The organism is Vibrio splendidus (genome assembly GCF_001557875.1).
GTDB lineage: Bacteria > Pseudomonadota > Gammaproteobacteria > Enterobacterales > Vibrionaceae > Vibrio > Vibrio splendidus_F.
The window spans coordinates 960858-987506 of the sequence record NZ_LNRF01000001.1; the positions used below are offsets into that span (position 1 = coordinate 960858).

Annotated in this window: 13 protein-coding genes; 12 read left to right on the top strand and 1 reads right to left on the bottom strand. The window is 45.8% G+C overall.

Annotated elements, in window-relative coordinates; all coding sequences use genetic code 11:
* The 8 genes from ATB74_RS04070 to ATB74_RS04105 all read left to right on the top strand — a co-directional run bounded on the left by ATB74_RS04070 (nucleotide 1) and on the right by ATB74_RS04105 (nucleotide 10491).
* Nucleotides 1-813 (top strand): crotonase/enoyl-CoA hydratase family protein, encoded by an 813-nt coding sequence (locus tag ATB74_RS04070; protein WP_061016719.1) that lies wholly within the window; start codon nucleotides 1-3, stop codon nucleotides 811-813.
* 93 nt (nucleotides 814-906) lie between these two features.
* Nucleotides 907-2088, top strand: a complete 1182-nt coding sequence (locus ATB74_RS04075; RefSeq protein WP_061016720.1) for an OmpP1/FadL family transporter — start codon at nucleotides 907-909, stop codon at nucleotides 2086-2088.
* On the top strand, nucleotides 2088-2777 hold the full coding sequence (locus ATB74_RS04080) for a hypothetical protein (RefSeq protein WP_061016722.1): 690 nt from the start codon (nucleotides 2088-2090) through the stop codon (nucleotides 2775-2777). The genes ATB74_RS04075 and ATB74_RS04080 overlap by 1 nt, the downstream gene beginning before the upstream one ends.
* A 239-nt stretch (nucleotides 2778-3016) precedes the next feature.
* On the top strand, nucleotides 3017-4129 hold the full coding sequence (locus tag ATB74_RS04085) for an NADH:flavin oxidoreductase (protein ID WP_061016726.1): 1113 nt from the start codon (nucleotides 3017-3019) through the stop codon (nucleotides 4127-4129).
* Between the two features lie 420 nt (nucleotides 4130-4549).
* Nucleotides 4550-5185: a CatB-related O-acetyltransferase gene (locus tag ATB74_RS04090; protein ID WP_061016728.1), complete on the top strand. Its 636-nt coding sequence runs from the start codon at nucleotides 4550-4552 to the stop codon at nucleotides 5183-5185.
* A gap of 152 nt (nucleotides 5186-5337) precedes the next feature.
* Nucleotides 5338-6984, top strand: a complete 1647-nt coding sequence (locus tag ATB74_RS04095; protein ID WP_061016730.1) for an ABC transporter transmembrane domain-containing protein — start codon at nucleotides 5338-5340, stop codon at nucleotides 6982-6984.
* A complete protein-coding gene (locus ATB74_RS04100; protein ID WP_061016732.1) occupies nucleotides 6981-9185 on the top strand; it encodes an ABC transporter transmembrane domain-containing protein in 2205 nt (734 codons plus the stop codon). The genes ATB74_RS04095 and ATB74_RS04100 overlap by 4 nt, the downstream gene beginning before the upstream one ends.
* Nucleotides 9178-10491, top strand: a complete 1314-nt coding sequence (locus ATB74_RS04105) for an HlyD family type I secretion periplasmic adaptor subunit (RefSeq protein WP_061016734.1) — start codon at nucleotides 9178-9180, stop codon at nucleotides 10489-10491. Before ATB74_RS04100 ends, ATB74_RS04105 begins: the two co-directional genes overlap by 8 nt.
* Before the next feature lie 96 nt (nucleotides 10492-10587).
* On the opposite strand, the gene ATB74_RS04110 is transcribed toward ATB74_RS04105, so the two are convergent.
* Nucleotides 10588-19422, bottom strand: a complete 8835-nt coding sequence (locus ATB74_RS04110; RefSeq protein ID WP_061016736.1) for a VCBS domain-containing protein — start codon at nucleotides 19420-19422, stop codon at nucleotides 10588-10590.
* 253 nt (nucleotides 19423-19675) lie between these two features.
* On the opposite strand from ATB74_RS04110, the gene ATB74_RS04115 reads away from it, so the two are divergent.
* From ATB74_RS04115 to ATB74_RS04130, 4 genes are all read left to right on the top strand, one after another.
* Complete coding sequence (locus tag ATB74_RS04115) at nucleotides 19676-20140, top strand: hypothetical protein (RefSeq protein WP_061016738.1); 465 nt, start codon at nucleotides 19676-19678, stop codon at nucleotides 20138-20140.
* A 99-nt stretch (nucleotides 20141-20239) separates the two neighbouring features.
* Nucleotides 20240-21667 carry a TolC family protein gene (locus ATB74_RS04120; RefSeq protein WP_061016739.1) on the top strand — a complete coding sequence of 476 codons (1428 nt, stop codon included), beginning with the start codon at nucleotides 20240-20242 and terminating at the stop codon, nucleotides 21665-21667.
* Nucleotides 21668-21677: 10 nt separating this feature from the next.
* Nucleotides 21678-23405 carry an efflux RND transporter periplasmic adaptor subunit gene (locus ATB74_RS04125; protein WP_061016742.1) on the top strand — a complete coding sequence of 576 codons (1728 nt, stop codon included), beginning with the start codon at nucleotides 21678-21680 and terminating at the stop codon, nucleotides 23403-23405.
* Nucleotides 23402-26545, top strand: a complete 3144-nt coding sequence (locus tag ATB74_RS04130; RefSeq protein ID WP_061016744.1) for an efflux RND transporter permease subunit — start codon at nucleotides 23402-23404, stop codon at nucleotides 26543-26545. The genes ATB74_RS04125 and ATB74_RS04130 overlap by 4 nt, the downstream gene beginning before the upstream one ends.
* Nucleotides 26546-26649 lie beyond the last annotated feature (104 nt).

Genomic DNA, 26649 nt, shown 5'->3' on the forward strand with positions numbered 1-26649 from the left:
ATGCCAAACCTCGATCGTATTACTTGTTCCATCGATGAAAACCAAATTGCCACGGTTGTGTTGAATCGCCCCGATAAGCTCAATGCTATTGATATGGCAATGTTCCAAGGCGTGAATAAAATGGTGACCCAGCTGAAAAAGAACACCGAGATTCGTGCCGTAATAGTGAAGGGCGAGGGATCTGATTTTTGTTCAGGGCTTGATGTTAAGTCGCTTTTAACCAGTAAGTCTGGGGCGATGAAGCTCTTGTTTAAATGGCTCCCGATATTGCCTAACGCTGCACAACGCTTTTCACTTGGTTGGCGAGATATTCCATGCCCAGTCATTTTTGCGATTCATGGTCGCTGTTGGGGAGGTGGCCTGCAATTGGTCAGTGGTGGTGATTTTAGGATCGCTAGTCCGGACGCCAACTTCTCAATACTAGAGGCTAAGTGGGGTCTGATTCCTGATATGGGAGGCGCCATCGCATTTCGTGAATTAATGCGTAAAGATCACACCTTAGAAATGGCGATGACCGCTAAAGTGATCGACTGCGTAACCGCGAAAGACTATGGATTGGTGACCAAGATTGCTGAAGACCCTTACGCTGAAGCCTATGCGTTGGCGCTTGAGTGCGCGAATCGGTCGCCAGATGTTGTCGCTGCTAATAAGAAACTCTACAACAAGACTTGGTGGTCAAGCCCTGGCATGGCCGTATTTTATGAGACCTGGTATCAGATAAAGGTAGGGTTTGGAAAGAATAGAGCCATTGCTGCTCAACGTGAAACTCATCGAGACAAGCAACGTTCATACGTCGCGAGAACGTTCAAATAGCGTTTGTACAGGAATAACGGATATTCCATTTGTTTATGGGGCTTTGCGGTAACCTTAGAGCAATTTAATGTCTAAGGCTAAATGAGCAATCTGATGAACAAAACTTTTACTTACTCTCTAGCTGCCACTGCAATTTTTACTAGCTTAAATGCATTTGCAAGTGGCCTGTTTTTGCAAGAAGCTGTCGTTGCCAACGCTGGTACTACTGGAGCTGGTGACGGTGTTTATACTCGTTCGGCTGCGGCGATGTGGACCAACCCTGCTACTATGTCCCACATGGGCGAAAGCAAAACGACCATTAATACCATGGCGTTTGATCTTGAGATGAAATACCAAGACAACGATGGTAACCCAGATGGTAAAGCTCATTCAGTCATGCCTTCATTTGGTGCGTTCCATGCTCATCAAGTCACAGACAAATTACACCTTGGTATTGCTCTTGGCGCTGTTGGCGGTTCTAGCCTAGATTACGGTAGTGAATGGGCAGGTCATCTTTTACTTCAAGATATTACGCTTACTGCGATGCAAGTGAATCCGTCACTGAGCTACCAGTTAAATGAACAGTGGTCAGTAGGCGCAGGTGTGCAATTCAGTTGGGCTGCATTCCAACAAACAACGTCAATGCTTACTGCTAAACAAGATACTGACTGGGCATACGGTTATAACCTTGGCGTAATGTACACGCCTACAGATAAACTCAAGTTAGGTGCTAGCTACCGTTCTAAACTCGAGCATGAATTCAACAATGATGTAAACGGTAAGTTAGGTGCTAACGTTTTGAATTCGTTATCGACAGATATTGCTTTACCTGAAATCATCGACGTCAGTGCTAGCTACGCATTGAACAAACAACTTGACCTATTGGCGAGTATTCAGTTCCATCGCTGGAGTGCGTGGGACGAAACGGTATTGGATTTTGGAGCAATTGATAGAGATGGAATTCCGATCAAACGTGATTGGGATGACGTTTGGAAATTTGCTGTTGGTGCTGACTACCAACTTAATTCTGACTGGCGTTTAAAAGCCGGCTTCTCTTATGAGACTTCTCCGCAAGATGATCCTTCAATGCAATGGGTTGACCTTCCTGTAGGCGAACAGTACCGCTACTCGGTAGGCGCTTCAACCTATTGGGATGACATCTTGATTGACATGTTCTATGAATATGCAGATTTAGGTTCAGTCGATATGAATCGTGATGGACCTGCTGGACGTAAACTGCTCAACGGTTCTTTCGATGGCCGCATCCACTTTATTGGTGTTAGTGCGACCTTCTAATGACCTTACGTAATCTATTAATTGTTACTGCCGTCATACTGGGCTCAACGGATGCTTTTGCTGAAGAGAAGCACCCTGACGACCCGACTAAAATCGTAACTAAAGCTGGCGTTGCTTATAACGAAGATTTGCAGTTTTCTGGGTCTATTGGGCTAGATGAAGCACGAATGATCAATGCTCGTGTCAATGCAGATGGTGAAGAGTGGCGAGTAGGTGGTTCATGGCTGTTGCCGATGGGTATCGTGAACTTCAACTTTAGCCGCTCTGAGTATGATAACGATGCTTACAAGAACAACTACAGTATTGGTACATTTATACCACTGAGTTATTTCGATATTGAGCCGTTCGGTTGGCAAATCTTCCCGATGGCTGGTTACAGTTATAATGATGGTGAAGTGGCAGTGTTCGATGATGATAACGTTGGTTCCGACTATGTGCTGATGCCTAGTTCCATACACGGTGGCTATATTGGTGCGTTTGGACTAAAACCAATTACTGACGAGTGGTCACTGATTGGTTTTGGCGGTGGCTCTATGGGCTCTGATGACTATTCGGGTTATTGGGCCGGCGTCGGCGCTAGCTACAAGTTGAGTGATGCTCAATCATTCAACTTCTTCACTATCTTTGCTGAGGATGATTTCGGTGAAAATAACAGTGTTGGCGCATCTTATACCTACGAGTTTAAATAGCTTTTCTGCGTATTGTCTTAAATAATTAGAACTGAGAGTAGGCTTACCGGTTGGGTGAGCCTACTCTTAGAATCTATTCTAATCCTTTCTTTGTTGGTAATAGTTGCCTGTTTCTTATATGAGAGTGCCGCTCTCTTAATCTAGATTAAGTTTTGCCTGTCATATTCTCTGTAGTATCCGCGTCAATCAGTGCTCCCTAGATGGGGCAATTGCGTAACACGATTGAGTGAGGATTAGATTTGAGTACTTTGTTTACAGAAACCCGCCTTGGCAAGATGACACTAAAGAACCGCTTCATGAGAAGTGCAACGTGGGAAAATATGGCCACCGAAGATGGCCATATGACAGATAAACTGTACGCTATCTATGAAGAGTTGGCTCAAGGTGAAGTCGGCCTGATCGTGACGGGTTACGCGAACATCGTCGAAGAAGAAAAGCCGAATGCGGGCATGATGGGTATGTATAACGACTCATTCATTGAAGAGTATCAAAAGCTGACTCAACTGGTGCACGATAACGACTCTAAAATCGTGATGCAATTGGCTTATGGTGGTACCAAAACCACGCATGATCTTGGCGAACGAGTGATCTACGCACCAAGTGAGGTTCCAGAAAAAGGAACTCAAACACTAGGCAAAGCGATGACCAAAGAGGAAATCGACTACATTGTTGACGCCTTTGCTCAAGCATCTTTGAGAGCACAGAAGTCAGGTTTTGATGGCGTTGAAATTCATGCCGCTCACACTTACCTGATTAATCAGTTCTTAAGCCCTTACTACAACCAACGTGAAGATGAATACGGCGGTAGCTTAGAAAACCGCATGAGATTCTTGTTAGAGATCTATACCGCGACGCGTAAGCTGGTGGGTGATGATTTCCCTATCTTAGTTAAGCTTACAGCTTCGGAGTTTTTTGAAGGTGGCGTTACCTTCGACGAAACACGCATTGTCTGTAAAAAGCTTGAACAAGTGGGTGTGGATGGCATTGTCGTATCAGGTAATATTCATGGTAAAGCAGACACTATGATTGGCGAATCGCACGATGGTTTTACCATTCAAGCTGAAGGCTATTTCCATGAGTATGGTCACGCGATCAGCCAAGACGTTAATATCCCAGTTATCACGGTTGGTGGTCTGACGGATTTTGATGCTATCGAAGCGATTGCAAACAACACAGGCATTGAATACTTCGCGCTTTCAAGACCGCTGCTGTCTGAACCGCATTTAGTTAAGCGTTGGAAGGAAGGGGATAGAAGCCCTGTTGAATGCGAACGATGCTCTAAGTGTCGTGCTAAGCGCGGTAACTTCTGTGTGGTGAATAAAGACAGGAAAGTACAGCTTGCTCGTATGTAATCGCTGAACCAAGCTCCAAGCGTGAGCCGAAATTTATAGCCGAGCCTATGTTTGAGCCTGTGTAATCGCGCGGGCTCTATTCATTCCGTATTCTATGAAACGAAATTTGAAACCTTAATAATCACATCTGACTGTCAAATTGGTGCGATTAAACAGATACACTACACCTGTAAATTATCCAACCAAGTTATCGATAACAAGCTGAGCAAACTTTGAAATTACTTCCTCTTCTTAAGCAACCTCGAATCCACTGACGACTCTTTAGTTTTAGCGACTTTGCTATGATTTAAGCGTGATACTCATTATTCATCCCAGTAAACCCTGTGTTTATAGGGCATTAGTTTGTACACCTTGGATTTGTAGCGTCGAACATTTTGATATTGAAACGAATAAAACTAAATAGATCATTCAGAGGTAAAAATGCAAAAGAAGCATTGGTCCAAATTCGAGTTGCTACATGAAGTCGTAACCAACCCCAATATTCACGTAAAAGGTCAACACAGTTATTACAGTGATTGCTGGGATAATGGCTTTGAACAATCGGTTGTGCGCTATTTACACGGCGATGAAGTCAGTCGCCAGTGGGAGCCTAGATGGGACATCGACGAACTCTATATCGGTGATTATGTCTGTATTGGCGCAGAGGTTGTGATTTTAATGGGCGGTAACCATACACACAGAGTTGATTGGTTTTCATTGTATCCATTTATGGATGTCATCGACGACGCCTACATTGGCAAAGGCGATACTCACATTGAAGATGGGGTGTGGTTAGGTATGCGAGCGATGGTGATGCCCGGCGTGACGATTGGCGAAGGTGCTGTGGTTGCTGCGAATAGTGTGGTGACTAAAGACGTCGCTCCCTACAGCATTGTCGGTGGTTCTCCTGCCAAAGTGGTTAAACACCGTTTTGATGAGTCCGTTATTGATGAGCTCATTTCAATGAAGATATACGATTGGCCAGAAGAGAAGTTTGAAGCACTGAAACCGTATTTATGTAACTCAGACTTTTCAAAGTTAAAGCAGGCGATAACGGATTACGACAATGGTTTGTAAGGAGTGTTTTTAAGGTACAGATATAGCCACAGATTTGTGTAAAAAGACCTGTGTCATATTTATATTGAAAAACACGTTAAATCAGTTCGTTACCTTGCAATACCCAATATGGTGTACCAATCTTATTTCATAAGCATGGATAAGGATTGTGTATGCCTGTAACGTCAGTAAAAAATAATGGGGTAGTAAGAAAAGTCTTACTGCCTTCTTTACTTATTAACCTTTTGTCATTAGCCGTTCCATTAACGGTTCTCCAGATCTACGATCGCATTCTTCCCAATCAAAGCTATGGTACGGCCACACTGCTTTTAGCGGGGGCGACACTAGCCGTAGCCATGGAAGCACTCATACGTTTTGTCCGCACTTGGCTTTTGTCTGCGGCGGCTAGCAATACAGAAAAAGCCACTTATCAAACCTTGGTTGAAAGGGTGACGACTGCATCATCAGGCCACCTTCGTAAGCTCGGTGTGGGTGGTGTCGAAGAGGGGTTAGGGTCGGTATCCAAAGTTAAGGATTGGTATTCTGGTGGAATAATCTCTGGCTTTATCGATTTACCTTTTGCATTGATATTTTTAGGGTTGGTGGCTTATATCGGCGGTGAGCTAGTGGCAATACCTTTGGCAGTTTGGCTGATTACTCTCGGAATTGTCTGGTTATCTTCGATTCGCGTTAAAAGCCTAAGTGAAGAAGCTTCCCAAGATGAGCAGGAGCGAAAAGCGTTTTTGATTTTGCTGAGCCAAACCATACAGGGAATCAAACGTCAGGCCGTTGAGTCTCGAATCTTCAATCAGTTCAAATCCCTCAATAATGTTCGTTCTCAGTCTAAAGCGAGAGAAGAGGAACAGAATGCCTTCGCTCAAGAGTGTATTCAGCTTGCAGCATTAGCGACGTCAGTTTTACTGGTGATTACGGGGAGTTTATGGGTGTTGGATGGCCAGTTAACCACTGGTGGCTTGGCGGCATGTTCTATCTTATCTGGCAGAGCGGTTGCGCCTTTGAGTGCTCTGGTTGGGGTTAGAATCAAGCTTAATTCAATACACAGTGCCAATCAGGCAATAGAAAAATTGAGTGACTTATCATTATCGGAATCTTCAGATTCTGAGCAAGCTGAGAGCTACTTATTTGACTTTGAGGTGTTGGAAATCAAGCAAGCGACCGTTGAAAGATACGGTGAACTCGCTCATGCAGATGTGACGTTAAATAAAGGCGAACTAGTGTTGTTAGAGAGTGAAGATCGCCATACCAATAGTCACTTACTGTCTTCGATAGCAGGGATTGATGATCTAAAAGCGGGGGAGTGCTTCATTAACGGAGCTGCCGTTTCAATCGCATCGGTAACCAACATTGCAGCCTACTGTGGCGTTAAAGGACAACTGGTGTCGGGGACCATTCTTGATAACTTGTGTGGCTTTGACCCTGAGAAAACGCAAAGTGCCAGTGACTATGCTAAGCGTTTGGGTTTAACCAAGGAAATCACTCGATTACCCGATGGACTAGAGACACAAATTGGCCATACAAGTGCTTCTTTGTTGAGTATGGGCAATATTAAAATGCTCAATATTGCGGCTCAATTGGCGAGTGGCAAGCCCGTTATTATGATAGAAAGACCGGATTCGTCACTCGATCTCAATGCTCTCGGTAACCTTGTTAAGGTGCTGGAAGAAGAAGTGACGGCAGGACGGACGATACTGATGGTGAGCTATCATTCTAAACTTCGCGAATTGGCTAATCGAATCATTACAGTGGAAAGTCGAACTATTGCGGTCGACAGCGAGAACAACCAGGAGGCTATCGTATGAATCGTTTAGATGCTAGCAATCATGCAGATACGAATGGTCGAAAAGAGGTGATGAACCATTTAGAAAATGAAAGCCTTTCTGTCCTTAAGCAGTTGGAAGTGAATGCGAATATCCAGTTGTTCGCACATCAATGGGTCGATGAAAATGGGATTGAATCAATCGACGATATGTTTGCCTTGTTCGATAGGCTTGCATTGCCCTATCGCTTGGTTGCCAACCTAGATGAAGTTGGTGAGCATAAATTGGTTTTACTGGTGCTTGGTGAAAATGAGCTGGTTTCTGGTCATTTAGAATCCAAACAATTTGTTGCCTTTAATGCCAATGACGACATCACCGATGTCCCTCAGTTTTGCATCGTTATCGAAGGTCCACCACTAGAGAAGGCTTCTCCTGATTGGGTTGGCGAAAGGTTACATGCGTTTCGTCCCATCATTCCTAAATTGTTGTTGGTCAGTTTTATCACCAACTTGTTTGCACTTGCCGTCCCCTTCATCACGATGTCGATTTATGACCATGTGATTGGTGGTGATGCAGGACATGAGCTGCAAGGTATCGCCATTGGCGCGGCTTTGTTGTTTGTGATGATGGGTTGGTTAAGAACATTGCGCAGCCGAGTGTTTGCTTCAGTTTCAAACCGGGTGAGTCGTGAGATATCTCAATCCCTCGTGCAGCGTCTGCTTCGAAATAGCTATGCTCAAAATCAGCAAACAGCCTCTTCTAGTCAGCAAAACCAAGTGATGTTGTCGGAGCGCATTTCAGGTGTGCTATCAGGACCACTCGGTAATGCGCTGTTTGATCTGCCATTCATTCTCATTTTTGTACTTGCGATCGGTGTGTTAGGTGGGTGGTTAGTACTGGTTCCAGCCGTCTCTTTAATCCTTTATTACTTGCTAGCAAAACGCTCGATACGCTCTAGCAGTAAGCGCTCGATGCAATCGACAGTGGCAGGTACGAATCGTCAAAACATGACCAATGAGCTGTCATCCAAACTCGCTTTTATTCGCAGTGCTGGATTCTCAGAGCACTGGATTCAACGCTTCAAAAAGGCCAATCTTCTTGCGTCTACTGTGACTTTTAATCAATCGGTTCTCCAGAGTCGTTACACCTCGATTTACTATTTCATTGGGGTTGGTTCGACATTAGCTGTGATGGGACTAGGGATAGGGCTTATTTTTGAACAAGTGATGACCCCGGGTGGCTTGATTGCTTCAATGATGTTGATATCTAAGGTAACGGGGCCTGCTCAGGTATTGGCAAACAGCGCGATGCGTTTTAACAGCTTTAATCAATCCAAATTGCAAGTGAACCGTATCTTGTCTCAGCCGTCCGAGCGTGAATTCAGTTACCAGCATCACCCGTTACCTGTGGTAGCGCCTAACTTGAAATTAGACCAAGTGACACTGCGCTATCCTAAACAGAGTCGCCCGGCCTTGAATGGGGTCAGTTTTGATATTGAAACCGGTGAAATTGTCGCGATTACCGGCCCTTCTGGGAGCGGTAAATCAACATTGATCGAAGTGCTGTCTGGCTTGCAGCCTATCCAAAATGGCATGGTCGAGCTTGAAGGCGTTAACCTCGTTCAATACGATCCGCAGCTTTATCGCCACTGGTGTTTCATTCGAGCCGCATATCCTGATTTGCTCACGCTGAGTATTCGAGAGTGGCTAAACGACGGTCACAAAGTCGAAGACCAGAAGATGATCTCTGCGATTGAAATGGTCGGCGGAAAGCGTTGGTTCGAGACATTGTCAGGTGGGCTAGACACCTCCATCAGTAGTATTCAGCCGGATAGCCTTTTTGACATGTTGTCTGGTAGCGTCGCGCAAATCCTTATTGATGCAAAAGCGTTGGTTTATGACTACCCAATGTTCTTAATGGATAACCCTGTGCCTGATGCTCATCCAAACGCTAAGCGTATATTTGGTGAGTTTGTGCAGTCGAAAAAAGGAAAAGCAACAGTGATCTACACGTCCCACGATCCGGATTTAATCAAGCTTGCCGATAAAGTGGTGGTATTAAATGAAGGTGCAGTGGTTTATGCCGGTCCATTAGAGCCGAAGCAGTCTTCGGAGCAGGAACAGCGTTCGGAGCAGGAACAGCGTTCGGAGCCTCAAACTTCTCAAGAACAAGATCCGGCTGCTCAGCAAGACGCAGCCCCACAAGAACAATCAGAGTCTAAGCAAGGAGTCGCTAATGGCTAAACAACCTATCGAGAAGGGCAAGCGCTACGGTGAACTTGTTGAATCACAAAATACGGCTCGAACATTGGCATTTGCGACGTGGTCAGTTGCTTTGTGTGTTATCGCTTTTGCCACTTGGTCTGTCGTCACCCAAGTTGATGAAATTGCTAAAGCCAAAGGCGCAGTCATTCCAGAAGGCGAGAAGCAAGTATTACAAAGCGCGATTGGCGGTAAATTAAAGCAAATTCTCGTTAAAGAAGGTCAGTTGGTCGAGAAAGGTCAGCCGCTTGTTGAGTTTGATGCGACCTTCCAACGTACCGCTCTTGAAGAATTGAAATCTCAACAAGTGACGCTTCTAGCCAGTGTAGAACGTATGAATGCTCTGCTAGAACAACGTGAGCCAAACCTTGCTGAGTTTGAAGTCGATTACCCAGAGATCGTTAGCCAACAAAAAGCGCAGCTGAACGCGCAAAAAGCCCTCTACTTCCAAAAGCGTGTGGTGCTTGAGAAAGAGAGCGAGCAGATTGCAGAGCAGCTTCGTAGTGTAGATAAGTCACTGCCTAGCTACGAGAAAGAGCTGAATGCGACCAAGCAAGAGCTGAACATACTAGAGAAGGGTTATAAAGCGGGCAATATTTCACGTTTACGTGTGCTTGAAATGCGACAAAAGCTGGCCAGTATCGAACAGAAAATCGAAGAAGCTCGTGGTAAGAAAGCGGTGTTAATCAAGCAAGCAGACCGCACAGAGCAAAAAATTGAACAGCTTTTAGCAGAGGCGAAGGCGAAAGTCAGCGACGATCGTTCTAAAGCCGTATCTGACTTATCAGCATTGAATGCTAGAGTTCGTTCAAGCCAAGCTAAATTGACCAACACCATGTTGGTGTCACCGCTACAAGGCTTGGTGCAAAGCCTGCCAAGCACGCAAAACGGTGGTGTTATTCAGCCAGGTGGCACGGTGGTTGAAATCGTTCCTGTTGGTGGGAAAGCCGATTTTAAAGCTCGTTTGTCGCCAAGAGATATTGGTTTTGTGAGTGTAGGGCAGCCGACTCGAATCAAGATTGATGCGTTTGATTACAGCCGCTTTGGGGCGCTAAAAGGGGCGGTTGAGAGTATTTCACCGACCACCAGTCAAAGCGAGCGAGGCGAGATTTACTATGAAGTAGTCGTCTCGGTTGATACGCCATATTTTCGCGATAACCCAGAAAGCTTTTCTATTTTGCCAGGTATGACGGGTGAAGTTGACATCACTACGGGTGAGAAGTCTGTGTTCCAGTACCTTTGGAAACCGATTTACACCAATGTCAGTGTCGCATTTGGTGAAAGGTAATCGTTATAAAGAGTCGCTGAGAGTAAACGAATAACCACAGCAAATAATAAAAAGGGAGCACATTATGTGCTCCCTTCTGTTTGGTCTCGTTATCGCTTAACTGTTTGGATCAATGTCCGGCAGCCCGTCTACGTCGTTGTGATGGTGGTGTTCATCATCTTGGTTATGGTTGATGTTTGCATCATGGTGTTCCAGCGCGTCTGACATATCCAAGTGCGCTTGGTCGTGTGTGGCTGCATCTGGTTGGTCGACTTGTGCAAGTACGATATCCATATCCGCAGGTTGATCGAGAACCGTTGTCGATGTTGCATCGGGTTTAATGCCCAATGCATCCAGATAAGCGGCTGCACCATGGTGGTTGGTTTTCTGATCGGGTTCTTGATGGGTCTGCTGGGTTAAATCCAGATTACTATCATCGCTTAGAGTGACGGTAAAGTCGGCTTGCGAAGCTATGTCTGGCTCGTCATGTTGAACAGGAGGCGGTGGTGGGGGAGCTGGGTGAGATGCATGGACAACAGGTGTGATCGTCATATCAACCACTTCCGTTCCAATAGTAAGCTTGCCACTATGCCCTGGCCCATGACTGAGTATCTGGACGTTCACGTGGGCGACTACTTCATCTTGATTTGTCCCTTGCAGCGCCACTTCAAATTTATCTTCATGTTGACCGATGCCTGAAGCGCTGCCATGAGGACCCGTGTGTACTTGGGCTTGCTCTTGATAATGTAAATGACCAGTCTGAGGATCAATAGTTAATGTCCCGTATTGGCCATGATGACTAGTGACGTACTGTCCGTTAGGTAAATGGATTCGCCAACCGCTTTGTGCTGTTGGTACCGGAGTTAAAGATGGCAACAGTGGAGGAACCCCAAGCGTGCCAGACACTTGGTGACTTCCTGATGGTGGCCTGACAACGATCGGTTCAGGTATAGCGCTTGCAGCAAAACCTTGGCTACCTGCGGTATTACCGTGTTCGTCAGTCATTGTTGCTTGTACATTAGAACCGGGATGAACTTCAATTTGTATTCCATGCTGCAGAGTATGAGCATCTAATACATGATCTTGTCCGTTAACGACAAGATGCTCTCCGATTTTGGCATCACCAGGAGGCGTAACGGTTGCAGTGATCGTGTTTGCTTGTCCTCGGGCGATTTCAGCTTTGCTGTATAAGTTGTCTGCCCCAGCGTTTTCAAAGGTAATCGTAGGAACGCTAACCTGTGTATCGATTTGGTAAGTAACATCTGCAGTGGCTTGAGCGCTGTTACCTGCGCTATCTGTTACCGCTATTGATGCCTCTATTTTTTGATCAGTATCAGCTATGAGCTCACTGCCAGGTACGGCAATTGAATAGTGTCCTTTTGCATCGACCATGCCTGTATGCTGTGTCCCATTTACATATAAAGTCACAATGTCGCCTGCATTAAAATCGCCAGAAACGGATCCGGTGATGTCAATGGAGCTGTTAGATTCTTGAGCATTAATCACATTGTCGGCGGTAATCGGGTCTGTTTGAATGCCGACGTGTACTTGCGTATCTATATGGACGGAAAGAAGCGAAGAGGTAGCCGGTAGCACTGACGAAGGAGCCAACGCTTTGGCGATTAGATTATGATCGCCGTCCGATAAGTTGCTTACTGCAACACTATATTGTCCAGATGCATCAGACAGCGCGTGTCCAACGGGTGTGGAACCATCGTAAACGGTCACTTGCGAATACGGAATATCAGTGTGCCCGGTAATCGTTGGGGTAGTGTCGTTGGTAAGGTTGTCAGTGTTCGACGAACCCGAGTCACTCGTCGATGCTAAATCCAATGTCACCGAGTTCGTTGGCGCTACGTTGTTGACCATTAGCAAGGTTGGTAGTGTCGTTGTAACCGTAGGTTGTTGAGGTACTGTGGTAGATATGACTAGGCCACCCGTTGGTGACATAGTGATATGTCCCGAGGCATCAAAGGTGATGAATTTCGAATCCTCAGTATGGCCGTCGTTAACTTTCACTTCGAATACATCGACACCATGATAGGTGTTGGTGGCAGAGTTATAACTCATCCCTGTGATAGACGTATTGGGTGTGTAGACGTAGTCACCAGTGTTTGGGTCGACCGATAATGAACCGAATTGACCCGTAGTATTGACGACAGAGAAGGTATGAGAGTCAGTCACATCCATATCAGTCTTTGTTAATGTACCCGTAGTCGATGATGTTTGGTTGACACCGAGAATTGGAGCATCGTTGGTGCCTTGAATTGTGACTGTAATGACATGTGGAGTCCCGTCTTTAGATTGGATAGTGACGGTGTCAGTTAGAGTCTCACCTGCACCTAAGCCCTGAACTTCAGGTTTGCGGTTATCAATGTAATAGTTCCAGTTGCCATGTTGATCTATTTCCAGCTGTCCTCCCAGTTTTGATTGGTAAGGTGCCCATTCAGGATGAGTTGAAGCTGTTATCAATGTTCTAAAATCGAAGCCTGACTCACCGGTATCCGTATCTGTCGCCGTTAATGTCCCACTTGTCTCAAGCTTATAAGAATAGTTTCCTTGTACAGAAGCGTGGACGTTGTGATCTTCAGTAACACTTCCCGTATCGACACCACTAAAAACAGCAGCATCATTGACGGCAGCAAGTGTTGTGTTCGCACCAGTATGAGTAATACCACCGTGTCTATCGGCAACATCGTAAGTAAAGTGGACCGTTCCGTTGTAATTAGGGGCGGGGTTAAAGGTAAAACTACCATCTGAATTTGATACTAAGCTACCGTGGTCAGCGGTTAAGTTTTGAACGTGTAACCAGCCTCTATCATTGGCATCTATATCGATAGCATTGGCGACTAATTGAGCTTGTGTAATATGGATTGAAGTATCTTCTTTACCTGCAGGTAAAGTTACCTCACCACGTAATACAGTCGGAGCATCATTATTGCCATGCACAATAACCGATACGCTTTTCGAGACATGGCTACCATCAGTAGATACTGCCTCAACTGTAAAGTGTTCCCAATACTCGTCACCATCTCCTAATTTTGTCGCTTTACTCTGATCAACGTCATAATGCCATTGTCCGTCTGCACTTAGGTGGAACGTGCCATATTGACCGTTGACGCCACCGGTTGGTGTTTGTGTCCAACTCACCGTATCGTGGAGATCAACATCGTGTGCGACCACATTGCCGGAAACTGAAGCACCTGTTTGGGCATTTTCTACGACATGACCAAGTTCTGATTTGGAATCGATTACGACCCCATCCTCTGTGCCGTTAACCTTAACCGTAATAGGAAATTCAGTACCGTCGGTTGCTATTAGCTTTATTGATTCAGTTAATGATTCACCATGCTTTAATTCTTGCACGTGAACATTATTATTGTCGCCAATATAACTCCAAGAATGCTCACCTTGATGGGGCCCACTGGTTATGGTGTGGAATTGGAATTTACCATAGGGTGTTGTAACGTCGAGATCAGCTCCTAAATCCCATGTGTATTGTTTACCCGCAAATTCGACCGTGACTTGTGTATTGGGACTGTCAACATCGGTAATCTGCAATGCCTGCCAATCAACGGCATCTAATAGCGAAACATTTGTACTCATTGGGGTGCGGATGTCTTCTGTAGCAACCCCGTGGTTAGCGCCAATAAACTCAGTTTTGTCTTCCACAGCAGCCAGCGTCATAGAGGCACTGGTATGCGTCGATGCGCCATGGTTATCCGTCACATCGTAGCTAAACTTAACGGCACCATTATAATTGCTATCAGGCGTGAAGGTAAATGTCCCATCATGCTTATCAGCAATCGAACCATGGTCTGCGTGAAGATTGGATATATGCAATCGGTCATAATCATCGACATCACTGGCATGAGCCAACAACTCGCGGCTATGCAGTACGACGGAATGATCTTCAGTGCCTGAGCTTAGGGAAACAGAGCTGGTTACAATTGGCACATCGTTGGTGGGCATAACAGTAAAGCGCATATTGTGAACACTCGACAAGCCCTCACTGTCCGTAACTTTGACTGGGACATAGATTTGTAAATCACTCCCATAAGTTAATGAAGCGTGTTGGTATGCCGAATTAGATGGGTCGAAGGTGTAACTACCATCTGGATCTAAATGAAATCCAGCGGCACTCCCTAACGCTTCATACGTTAAAGTTTGTTTATCACCTTTATCGGGATCGAGTCCATAGAGACTGCCATGTAGAACGCTTCCATCTTCAAAGGAAAACTCGTGTAAACTAGAGCGGGCAATCGTCGGTGTATCACTCGTACCTTGAATCACAAATTCAATTTCCTTCGTTGTACCGTCAACGCTTTTTATTGTAAATCGGTCTGTTACATGCTCACCATCTCTTAGATGATCAACGGTACTATTATCAATGTTATAGAAATAATTTCCGTTGGAGTTTATTTGTAAGTCACCACCGAATGAGCCTTTATAGAAAGACGTTATCTGTCCCGGAGCCATGGCAAATTGAGACTCGGAAGGGCCATCAGGGTCGATAACATGAAACTGCCCTTCTGAATGCAGAGAAGTAGTGCCACTGAGAACATGATCTTCTTTTAAAGTCACACCAGCTGCAATAATTTGGGCAGCATCTGATACCGCAACAAGTTGCAACGTTGCGCCCGTAGCAGTAACACCGCCATGTGCATCTTGCACATCATAAGTGAAATGAACCTGACCGTTATAGTCTTTGCTTGGGGTAAAAGTGTAAGTGCCGTCATGGTTATCTAGAACAGACCCATGATCGGCATGAAGATTCGTAATCGTCAGTTTGCCTATGTCATTGGTATCTACATCTATGGTGTTTGCCAAAAGTTCAGATGCAGTGATGGTTTGCGCGAGGTCTTCTTTACCGCTGTTGAGTTGCACCTCACCAGAGCAATACGGACGGTCGTTATCGCCATGAATGGTGATAACGATATCGTGTGTGGTACCATCTGCAGATTTAACGGTGACAGTATCGGTTAGTGATTCCCCTTTGCCCAGATGATCAATAGCTCTGCCGGTTGCATCTTGGCCGATGGAGGCAAAGTAACTCCAATCTCCGTTAGTTTGAAGTATGACACGACCATGAGTGCCGTAATAAGTGCCTGTTTGGGCCTGGCTTTCACCTGCATCAGCATCCACTATCGATAGGTGGCCATCGGTATGGATTTCATCGTTCCACAACTTCCCGATATTTCCGTGCATATAGTCAGGTGAACGATCATCAACACTGCCAACGGACATACTGCCATCTGGTGCAGTATAGCCATGTCCTTCATGGACATCGCCAATATCAACACCTGTTATAACTGCCACATCTCCCACAGCATCAATGTGAAGTGTGTTGGTAGCCTCTTTAGAGTCGGTATGTCCATCGTTAACAGTATATTTAAACTGAACATCGCCATTAAAATCTTGCGCAGGAACGAACTGAAGCTTACTAATGTCAGCTGTAGGGATCTGTTGTCCCGATGTAACATCATGTCCATCAAGCACAAACTTCCCTTGTGTTGCTAGTGGTAGATCTGTGATTGCTATGGAATGTAGCGTATCGCCAGTGTCGATATCACTGAATCCAAATTGACTGGCTTGCATTTGGTAATGGGTATCTTCAGTACCGTTGCTCAGCGCGACTTGAGTAACGGTTGGTGCATCGTTGGTGCCGACTACATTAATGTGTAACTCGTAAGCCGTTCCATCATAGCTATGTACACGGTAGACAACGGTTTTAGTTTGCCCCTCGGCAAGGTGCTGCAAATTCGCGTTATTAACGCTGTATCCCCAATTGCCCATGCTATCAATCCGTAACATGCCACCAAACGGGTCGTGAATGGCCGTTTCACCAAACTGGCTGTATTGGAATTTATCCTCACCACTATCAGGATCCACAACTTGTAGCCGCCCATTTGCGAGTTCGGTTGTTACTCCTGCATTGTGTCTGCTGTGAGGACCATCTTCAGTGACATGATCAGTCGATACCTCACTAATAATGGCTGAATCTGATGTTGCAGTAAGCATTGTCGATGCCGTTGCTTGTGCTGAACCACCATGAGCGTCTTTTACATCATAAGTGAAGTGGACTTGGCCGTTGTAATCTTTGTCCGGATGGAAAGTAAAGGAACCATCGGTATTATGCGTAACCGTGCCGTGATCAGCGGTAACAGCATCAACGTACAAAGTGCTAGCATCGTTCTTATCAATATCACTCGCACCAGCTAGGAGCTGAGTTTGAGTGATATGCAATGTTTGATCTTCGGAACCTGCGGGTAATACCCTAGAACCTGTGACCGTTGGATTATCGTTTGTCCCAGTAATGGTGATTTGTAATTCTTGCGTTGTGCCATCGACGGTATGCACTGTGACTTTATCGACATAGGACTGACCTTGCCCTAAAGATTGAACCTGCTGAATATTATTATCCAGTTGGTAATGCCAATCGCCATCTGGAGTTACAATTACCTCTGCACCAAGTATGGATGTATAGCCAATGCCCGCATAATTATGCGCATGTATCACCGGATCAAACTTAGCCTCTCCAGAATCGCTATCGGAGACATGCATTTTCCCATCGGTTAACAACCATTGCATACCATTGATACGATCTTCTGTTACCGCACCTGTGGTTGTCCCCGTAATGACAGCTGCATCGTTTTTACCGTTTACCACTATTGCAATTTGGTGGGGTGTTCCATCGGCTGACTGAACAGTAATAATATCTTTTACTTGCTGACCTTGCCCAAGTGCTTGAACGGTCGGGTTTGAGTTATCTAGATCATAGGTCCACGAACCATTATCTGTTAAGTGTAATGTGCCTAAAGTTCCAATAATGTTGCTATTGGAGAAATGTGCTTCGCCTGTATCGATATCAGTGACAGTCAACGTACCAGAGGTTTGAAGCTGAAATTCTTCGGTGACAGCTCCTGAGCTTGTTCCACCAATAATTGCTTTGTCGTTAGTGCCATTTACCGTAATCGTCACTTGATGTGGTGTGCCATCAGCAGAATGAACCGTGATGGTATCGGTCGCGGTTTTCCCTTGGCCTAATGCTTGAACTTTAGGGTTGGTATTATCCAAATCGTACGTCCACGAACCAGAATCCGTTAAGTGCAGCGTACCAAACGTGCCCTGCACATTGCTATTGGAGAAATGCGCTTCACCCGTATCGACATCACTAATCGTCAATGTACCGGATGTTTGCAGCTGAGTTTCTTCAGTCACAGCACCTGAACTTGAGCCACCAATAACCGCTCTGTCGTTCGTACCGTTTATGATAATAGAAACTTGATGGGGTGTGCCGTCGGCAGAATGAATAGTTATGATGTCTGTTGTTAAAGAACCTTTACCAAGAGCTTGGACTTGTGGGTTTTTATTATCTAGATCATAGGTCCAAGAGCCATTGTCTTTGAGGTGAAAAGTACCTAGTGTTCCCTGCAGGTCGGTATCAGAGAAATGCGCCTCTTTTGCATCGATGTCACTTACGCTCAATTGACCTGAAACCGTGAGCTTATGATCTTCAATAACTTGATTCGATTGGGTACTTTTTCCAATAGCGAAAAATGAATTTGGTGAACCCCCAGTGCTATTGGTGATCAAAGCTGAATCATTGGTGCCATTTATAGTAACGACGATTTGGTGTGCGGTACCATCGGCGGAATGAACCGTTATAATGTCTGTTGCAGTCGAACCTTGGGTAAGCTTTTGCACGTAGGGGCTATAGTTGTCTAGATCGTAGGTCCAAGCTCCATCCTTAGTGATGGTTAATGTCCCCAAATGACCATTAACTTGAGACGCTTGAAAATGGTCTTCTCCAAGGTCTGGGTCTGTTACTGAAAGTTGTCCTTGTACTTGAGTTGTTAGATCCTCTATGACCGAGCCCGCGTCTACACCAGTGATAACCGCATTGTCATCGTTACCACCAATCGTCATATCTATGGTTTGTGGGGTACCATCTTTAGTGTGGATCGTGAAGCTTTCATGTAATGAAGTCGCTCCGGTTAACGCTTGAACGTTAGAAAGCGAGTTGTCTACTTGATACTGCCAGTGTCCATTCGCGTCTATGGTTAATGAGCCATATTTACCTGAGATAACTTCTGGTGTTACTGAACTTTCATTTTGGTCAGGGTCAACGACGTCAATTTTACCATTCGCATGGAGTAAACCTTGTGAATCGATATTGTGATCTTCGGTAACGACCCCAGTTAAATCACCAGAAATACTTGGCAAATCTTGTTTACCCGTTACCGGTATCTGAACAACGATGCTCGCACCATTAGATAGGTGTAACGCAAAGTGATCAGTACCTTGTTGGTGTTGATTCAGCAAGATGTATTGAGGTGAGTTGGGGTTTAGAACGAACGTGTATTGGCCGTTTACATCGACATGAAGCTCTCCGTACGTCCCCTTGATCACTTCTGGAATAAAAGTGACGGGTGTAGTTGGTGTAGGAGGCGTGTTTGAATGACTAGGCTGACCGTTACCTCCTGCTGAAATGGTTGGCATGGAGACTGAAGGTATGTAATGAACTTGCGGGTGTGAAAGCGTCGATAGGTGATGAGAAGGAACTAAATGCGTGTTTGCCCCGTGAGGGACCTGACTTTCATTGGTATTAGGGCTTTCTTGGCTCTCATTTGTTTGAGTGTTTGGATGAGCAGCTTCTAAGGGAGTTGCACCTACGTGTTTATCGACGATGGTTTCATCTGCAACACTATTTGTCGTTGTTAAATCTTTGTCATGGGGAGTATCACCTGACTCCTCGGTAGCTTCAGCGTGCTTAGCCAATGAGGGTAAGATCATCATGAGAGACTGGAAGAGTGGGATGTTAACCCTTAGGTGTGAATGCAGTCTGAGCTTCTTCTTTTTTGTTCTTTCTTTTGGCTTTAGCTCGCTGCTTTTTTCATTCTCTATTTTTGTATTTTTCTTATGTGTTTCGACGTTGTTGTTTTTAGCCATTTTCTCATCCGTGAATCTTGGTTGCACTTTCTTAAGTAAAATACACAGATAGAGATTTCGCGAGGTAATCGGATAATATTTAAAGAAAATTTCCTTAAATCAAACGACTCTCTCACTTTAGTGTAAGGCGTGTTGAATAATCCTTGGTCAATCAGTTAAAAATTTCATCAATGAGTTAAGGATAACGCTTAACAAGCTTGACCTTACCCTAAGGGCAACCTTTATAGTCGTCTTATAAATTTAAAGGTTAGCTATGACAAACACACTCCGAACAACTTGGATTACTGTTTTCAGCATCATCGCGATGTTGATGTCTAGCTATGCTTCAAGCTCATCAGCCATGATGACTGACATTATGATGATGGAAATGAGTTCGGGTAAATCGGCTTGTTACCACAGCGATACTTCGGCTAATGACTCAATGTCGGGATGCCATGTGATGAGTCAAGAAGTACACGCCGAACACTCTACTATGAGTGCCCATGATTTGATGGCTCAATGCGATATGTCTTCAATGAGCGAAGACGGCAGTCAGATGATGGGTAACCATTGTTCGAGTGCCGGTTGTTGTGCCTCAGTATGTTCTGCAACTTCTTATCCAATTCAGGCTGTTCAAGCCGCTAATCCATTTGTCTCTTCACTAGCTCGTTTTCAATCTGTCACTATCGGTCAAAAAGTGACTCGTGCACAATCTTTGCTACGCCCACCTTCCGCATAAATCTATATCTAAAAATACAGCTCTATCAGTTAGATAAATCTGATAAGCCATTCTTTTTTATGCGCTAATTAGCGCTAGATATGGACATTCATTGTGAATATGAAACCAACAACCTCTGTGTTTGTCATGAACACGAGCTTAGTGGTTGCTGCTGCCTTGCCTATGGCCTTGTTTTCAAGTGCTACGCTCGCGGCTACCACGGCGTCAGCTTCAAATGCTCAACATATTTCAGCACAGGACCAACTAAGCTCGACGCAGCAACTCAATACACTGATTGAGATCGCGTTAAGCCAAGATGGAAATCGCAAACAGTACTTTGCTCAGTCTCAAGCGATGCGAGAAACGGGTATTGCCAGCGCGACCTTAATGGACCCGAAATTGAAAGTCGGATTTGGCGGTTTGCCTGTCGATAGCTTTCAATTCGATGAAGACCCGATGACCAATATATCGGTAGGACTGATGCAGCAGTTTGAGCGTGGCGATACGCTTAACCTCCAACAGAAAAAGGCAGGCCAACAGGCAGATGCTTTAGCTTTGCAGGTGCAAGCAAGAGAATTGACGGTTGCGAATAGCATGACGCAGCTTTGGCTTGAGTTAGATTATCAGCAAAAGGCTGAGTCGGTGATTCGTCAAAATCGTCGTTTGTTGGTTGAGCTTGAAAATTATGTACAAACTAATTACTCGATTGGTAAAAGTGAAGCGCAAGATCTGCTTAATGCTCAGCTTCAAGTGAGCAAGCTTGATGAGAAACTTCAGGCAAACCAGCAAGTTCAGCGCCGCTTAATCTCTCAGCTTTCTGAATGGTTGGGATCTGATTGGTTAGGCTCTCAGATTCTTGATTCTCAGGGCACACTGAATGCAACTAACCAAATCGATTGGTCGTTGTTGGAAAGCAAATTAGCGACCAATATCGATGCAACCAAGCACTATCAACTGTTGATGGACCATCCGCTCGTTAAGATAACGGATGCGACCATCTCGTCTAATCAGACACTAGTTGAATTGGCAGAACAAGCTTACACACCTCAGTTTGGTGTGGAAGTGATGTATGCCCATCGACAAGCAAACAACATGGCGGGCGAACCAGCGTCTGATCTTGTGAGTGCTTATCTAACGGTCGACATCCCTCTATTTACGGGCAACCGACAAGACAAGAACCTGTCTGCGGCTCAGTATCAAGTTGGTGCGGCTAAATCCCAAAAAGACACATTACTTTCCCAAATGAACGCGCAAGTGAATGCGTTATTGGTGGATAAGGCGAACCTAACCCAACGTTTAGAGCGTTACCAAAATTCCTTATTACCTCAGACGACGGCACGGATCAGTGCAGTTGAAAGAGGCTATCAAAACAACACCGCACAATTTAATGATGTGATCTCTGCAACGGCAGACGAGCTTGCTCTAAAGCTAGAACAACAGCGTTTGCTTACCGATCTCAACATCGTGAACAGCAAGCTCGCGTCACTCGTTAGTGGCTTTGATTATCAAGTTGAACAACCACAACTTACCGCGACAAACCATCAATAAGGAACAGACAATGAAATCAGTAAAAGTAGCAACAATCGCTTTATTGGTCGGTGGTGCATTAGGTTTTGGTGCAAATCACTTTCTCTTTAATTCAACTCACGATATGTCGGCTATGACTGCTTCTAGCGGGATAAGTTCAGCAGCTAGTTCAAGTGATGACCCACTTTATTGGGTTGCACCGATGGATCCAAATTATCAGCGTGACAAGCCGGGCAAATCGCCAATGGGTATGGATTTGGTTCCGGTTTATGCCGATGACTTAACTGGCGGTTCAGACAAAGCAGGAACTGTGTTTATCGACGCCTCTGTGGAAAACAACCTCGGCGTTAAAACGGCGAAGGTAGGGTTGGAAGCTTTGTCGCCACGTATTGAAACCGTCGGTTACGTGGCGTTCGATGAAAGTACACTGTGGCAAACCAACGTTCGCGCTGCGGGCTGGGTGGAGAAGCTGTATATCAATGCGGTTGGTGAGAAAGTGAATAAAGGTGATGTACTCTTCACGCTTTACTCTCCAGAGCTGGTTAAGGCACAAGAAGAGCTGCTGAGTGCGTACAAAACGGGCCGCAAAGGATTGATAAAAGGATCGACTGAACGCTTGGTGACCCTGGGCGTTGATAAAGCACAGATTCGCTCGATTACTCGACAGGGTAAAGCTTCACAAACCATTGAAATCAAAGCACCTGCAGATGGCGTTATTGCTAGCCTCAATATTCGTGAGGGTGGTTATCTTTCACCTGCTCAAGCAGTCATCAGTGCAGGGCCATTAGATGAAGTTTGGGTCGATGCCGAAGTGTTTGAGCGCCAAGCACACTGGATCTCATCGGGTAGCAACGCAGAGATGACACTTGATGCGATTCCGGGCAAAGAGTGGCAAGGCAATGTGGATTACGTATATCCGATTCTTGACCCGAAAACTCGAACCTTGCGTGTTCGTTTGAAGTTCTCCAATCCAAATGGCGAGCTTAAGCCGAACATGTTTGCCAATATTGCGTTGAAACCCATCAGTGATGAAGCCGTTCTGACTATCCCAAGATCTTCGGTGATTCACTCCGGTGGTATGACTCGGGTGGTGATGTCAGAAGGTTCTGGCAAGTATCGTTCTGCTCGTATTGAGGTTGGTCGTGAAGCTGGCGAAAAAATTGAGGTGCTTCAAGGGCTAGAGCAAGGTGAGAACATTGTCACTTCTGCGCACTTCATGTTGGATTCTGAATCGAGCCAATCTGCTGATCTGTCACGCATCAATGGTGTTGAGGAAGAAGCTGAAACCGTATGGGCAAACGGTGAGATTTCCGATGTTATGCAAGGCAGTCGCATGGTGACGATTAACCATCAACCTGTTCCAGAATGGGATTGGCCGGGCATGGTGATGAATTTCACCTTTGCGGAAGGTTTGGACATGAGCGACGTGCAACGAGGTAAGGCGATTGATTTTGAGATGATAAAAACGGAATCAGGCCAATACGAAATCGTTGATTACAAGGTCAGCGAGCATCAGATGGCGGGTGAAGTGTGGGTGAAGGGCGACATCACTATGCTAATGCCAGGTTTCGGCATGATCACAGTAAACCACAAGCCAGTACCAGAGTGGGATTGGAAAGCGGGTGAAATGAATTTCCAAGCCAGTGATGACCTTGATTTATCTGAGTTTGCTGAGGGTCAAACCATTCGGTTTCTAGTGGCGAAGCAGGGTTCAGATTATGTGCTCAAATCTTTAGAAGCAGGTGAGGGCGAACTATGATCAATGCAATCATTCGCTGGTCTATTAGCAACCGCTTCTTAGTGCTGGTTGCCACTGTCGCCATCGTATTTGGTGGGTTATACAGCGTTAAAAACACGCCCGTTGATGCCATTCCTGATCTGTCTGATGTTCAGGTGATCATCAAAACCAGTTATCCGGGTCAAGCGCCGCAAGTGGTTGAAGACCAAGTAACGTATCCGCTCACCACTGCGATGTTAGCTGTACCGGGTGCTGAAACCGTCCGTGGCTATTCGTTCTTTGGTGATTCCTATGTCTATATCATCTTCAATGACGATACCGATATGTACTGGGCGCGTTCACGAGTGTTGGAGTACTTAAGCCAAGTTGCACCTAACTTGCCGTCAAGTGCCAAGCCAACACTAGGGCCAGATGCAACCGGTGTGGGCTGGGTTTACAGCTACGTGTTGCAAGACGAAACCGGTCAGCACGACTTAGCTGAACTTCGTAGTTTGCAAGATTGGTTCTTGAAGTATGAATTGCAAACTGTAGAAGGCGTGTCTGAAGTGGCGACCGTTGGCGGCATGGTGAAGCAGTACCAAGTACAGATTGATCCTGCCAAATTACGTGCTTATGACCTAACACTTCAACAGGTCAACAAGGCAATCCAAGATGGTAATCAAGAAACCGGTGCGTCTGTCGTCGAGATTGCCGAAGCCGAACATATGGTTCGTACAACGGGTTACCTGACAAGCATCGAAGATATTCAATCTCTGCCGTTAAAAGTGACAGACAAGGGTACTCCGCTGCTATTAGGTGACATTGCAGACATTAACCTTGGCCCGCAAATGCGTCGTGGTATCTCTGAACTCAACGGTGAGGGCGAAGCGGTCGGTGGCGTTATTGTGATGCGCTTTGGGGAAAATGCCAGTGAAGTGATCGACTCGGTTAAAACCAAGCTTGCTGTACTGCAAGCTGGCTTACCTGATGGTGTCGAGATTGTCGCGACTTATGACCGTTCTACTTTGATTGATTCAGCCGTTGAAAACTTATGGAAGAAATTGGCTGAGGAGTTCATCGTTGTCGCCGTGGTGTGCGCGCTGTTCTTGTTCCATATTCGTTCATCACTGGTTATCGCGTTAAGTCTACCTGTTGGTATCTTAGGTGCATTCATTGTTATGCATTGGCAGGGCATTAACGCCAACATCATGTCCCTTGGTGGTATCGCTATTGCGATAGGTGCCATGGTGGATGGTGCCATCGTGATGATAGAGAACGTTCATAAACACATTGAACGGACTCCGCTCACTGACAAAAACCGTTGGCAAGTGATTGGTAAGGCAGCAGAAGAAGTTGGCGCACCGCTGTTCTTCTCTCTGATTATCATTACCTTGAGCTTTGTGCCTGTATTCGCGCTAGAAGGGCAAGAGGGCAAGATGTTCTCGCCACTTGCGTTTACCAAGACGTATGCAATGGCCGCCGCAGCCGGTTTGGCTATCACGCTTGTTCCTGTGCTGATGGGTTACTTCATTCGCGGCAACGTGCTACCTGAACACAAAAACCCAGTAAACCGCAGCTTAGTGGCGATGTATAAACCGCTTCTAAACCTCAGCCTAAAGTATCCCAAGGTGATGATTGTTATCGCACTTGGCTTAATGGCGTCTGCTTATTACCCAACCAGTAAGCTTGGCAGCGAGTTCATCCCTCCTTTGGACGAAGGGGATTTGATGTACATGCCGACTACTTATCCAGGGATCTCGATAGGTAAGGCGCGTGAGTTGTTGCAACAAACCAACAAGCTCATCAAAACCATTCCAGAAGTCGAAACCACGTGGGGCAAAATTGGTCGAGCAGAGACAGCAACCGATCCTGCACCGTTAACCATGATTGAAACCGTGATTCAGCTTAAACCGCGAGATCAGTGGCGTGACGGTGTCACCACGGAGTCTCTGCGTAAAGAGTTTGATGATCTGATTCAATTCCCGGGTTTGACCAACGCATGGGTTATGCCAATCAAAACTCGTATCGACATGCTAGCGACCGGCATAAAAACCCCAATCGGTATCAAAATCGCTGGCGCTGAGCTGAGCGTTATTGAAGATATTGGTTCTCAGCTTGAACCTATCTTAAATGGTGTTAGCGGAACGGCTTCTGTGTATGCCGAACGTGTGGCTGGTGGTCGTTATGTGACGATAGACATCAAACGCCGCTCTGCTGCTCGTTACGGGTTAAGCATCAAAGAAGTGCAACAGGTCATCTCCACTGCGGTTGGTGGCATGAACGTAGGCGAAACCGTTGAAGGGCTTGAACGTTATCCTATCAATGTCCGTTATCCACAAAGCTATCGTGATTCTGTCGTCAAGTTGCAGAACCTACCGTTAGTAACCCCAAACGGTGCTCGTATTGCTTTGTCTGATGTCGCGGATATCCGATATGAAGATGGTCCACCAATGATCAAGACAGAGAATGCGCGTCCTAATGGTTGGGTGTTCGTCGACATCGAAGGGCGCGACCTTGGTTCTTATGTGGCAGAGGCGCAAAAGGTCGTTACAGATCAAATCGTCTTACCTGCGGGTTATTCACTGGCATGGTCTGGTCAATACGAATACATGGAGCGCGCGAAGGAGCGTTTGAGTGTCGTTGTGCCAATCACTATAGCCATCATCATGTTGTTGCTCTACCTCAGCTTCCGCCGTGTCGGTGAGGTGATGATGATCATGCTGACATTACCACTCGCAATGGTTGGTGGCCTATGGCTGATGCATATCCTCAATTACAACTTCTCCATTGCGGTGGGTGTTGGCTTCATCGCCCTTGCCGGTGTTGCGGTTGAGATAGGTGTGATCATGTTGGTTTACCTCAACCAAGCGTGGCACTTCAAAAAGCTCGATGCCGAACAGAGCCAGAAAACACTTCAACAAGCCGATCTCACTGATGCCATTCGTGAAGGGGCAGGGCTACGTGTCCGCCCAGTGATGATGACAGTACTTACGGTGATTATTGGCCTCATTCCAATTATGTATGGCGAAGGAACGGGCTCTGAAGTGATGCAGCGAATTGCAGCACCGATGATAGGCGGAATGGCGTCTGCACTGATGCTTACCTTACTGGTGTTGCCTGCAATCTTTAAGCTCTGGAAACAGCGTGAGATTACGCATAGCCAAAACGAGACAAACAAATAACGTACTGATTATTAGCCCTTACTGACCAAAAACAGAGTGGGTAAGGGCGTACAACATGAATATGTGAAACTAACAAACAAATAAATAACTGAATTAATCTAAGG